Origin of the sequence: Nostoc sp. CALU 1950, assembly GCF_051172895.1 — a bacterium.
In the GTDB taxonomy this organism is placed as follows: domain Bacteria; phylum Cyanobacteriota; class Cyanobacteriia; order Cyanobacteriales; family Nostocaceae; genus Nostoc; species Nostoc edaphicum_A.
Genome location: NZ_JBDNJQ010000383.1, coordinates 1 through 1157 on the forward strand (window position 1 = coordinate 1; position 1157 = coordinate 1157).

A 1157-nucleotide genomic window follows, 5' to 3' on the forward strand; every position below is an offset into this window, starting at 1 on the left:
ATACCAATTCTCTAAGAAGCTGCACAGAATAAAGCTTCATGAAATAGAGCTTCGAGGATGAAATCATAACTTGTCAAAGAGGAGATCAATTCAGAAGACATTTGAGCCAATTCCAATTGAACCCGCTGACGCAACTGCTGCAAAGAAGAAAAATTTTCACCCTTCCATTGACGTTTAATATGCTGCCACAATCGTTCAATAGGATTCAGTTGAGGGCTATGAGCAGGCTGAAATATTGGGATAAGATTATCAGGCCAGATTAATGCTAACGCTTGATGAGCAGAAGCCTGATCCATTTGAATCAGTGCCATATCGTTGCCCAGTTCTAATGAGAGGGCATCTAAAAACTTCTGAAAAGTCTCACCATTGAGATGATCATACTCCTGATAAAACTGCCAACCAGCAAATGGCTCAACTACTCCATATAGCCAGAATGCTTGACGTGGCCATTGTACTGATACTATCGGTTTTACACCACCAGCCGTGATCACTCGCCCTGTTTCGGTTTTCAGACCAATTCGAGTTTCATCTTGGCATAAGTAACGCAATCGCTTTCCGTTACCCAGCAAGTTTTCTAAAGCTAGTAAGGCAAAGGGAATGTTTTTTTAAACAGGCTCACTGCCTGTTCATCCTGTTCCTTACTTACTGGTCGAGGCACTTTTAGTGTCGCCTTGAGTTCATAGCGCACCCAACGGTAAACCGTCTTATATTTGACTTGTATATTAAATTCCTGCTCTAACCATTCAACGATCTGCCCATAGCTGCTAAATCCCTGTGGACATTGCAGTTTATTCTTGAGTCGAGACAATACCTCTCCTTGAATCTTTGGCATTGCTCCAGGTGCAACGTTGACCTCTAGTAACTTTGCCAATCCCCCTTGTCGATACTTTTGCAACCACCGTGTGACGGTTGAGGCATCTCTACCCAATATGCGGCTCAATTCCTTATGCTGTGTAACTTGTCCTGTTTTTAGCCACCAAATCATTTGTAAGCGTTCTTTCTCGATCGCAGTGCGAGCATTTTTGAGGCTTTTGGACAAATACTCTGTACTCTCGCTTATTTCTAGATTAAAGGGGCGTGCCATCGTTTACCTCTAGTCTTGATTCTTTCCTGCTCTCTATTTTACGGTTCTATGCAGCCTCACATAGAATTGGTAT

Annotated in this window: 2 protein-coding genes; both read right to left on the minus strand. The window is 42.7% G+C overall.

Annotation, left to right across the window (positions count from 1 at the left end):
* Positions 1 to 11: 11 nt before the first annotated feature.
* Positions 12 to 548 carry an IS630 family transposase gene (locus ABF638_RS38040; protein WP_435027894.1) on the minus strand — a complete coding sequence of 179 codons (537 nt, stop codon included), beginning with the start codon at positions 546 to 548 and terminating at the stop codon, positions 12 to 14.
* 32 nt (positions 549 to 580) lie between these two features.
* A complete protein-coding gene (locus ABF638_RS38045) occupies positions 581 to 1084 on the minus strand; it encodes a helix-turn-helix domain-containing protein (RefSeq protein WP_435027895.1) in 504 nt (167 codons plus the stop codon).
* Positions 1085 to 1157 lie beyond the last annotated feature (73 nt).

Excerpts from the sequence above, each read along its gene's own strand:
- ABF638_RS38045 (WP_435027895.1), bottom strand. The coding sequence starts at position 1,084 with ATGGCACGCCCCTTTAATCTAGAAATAAGCGAGAGTACAGAGTATTTG.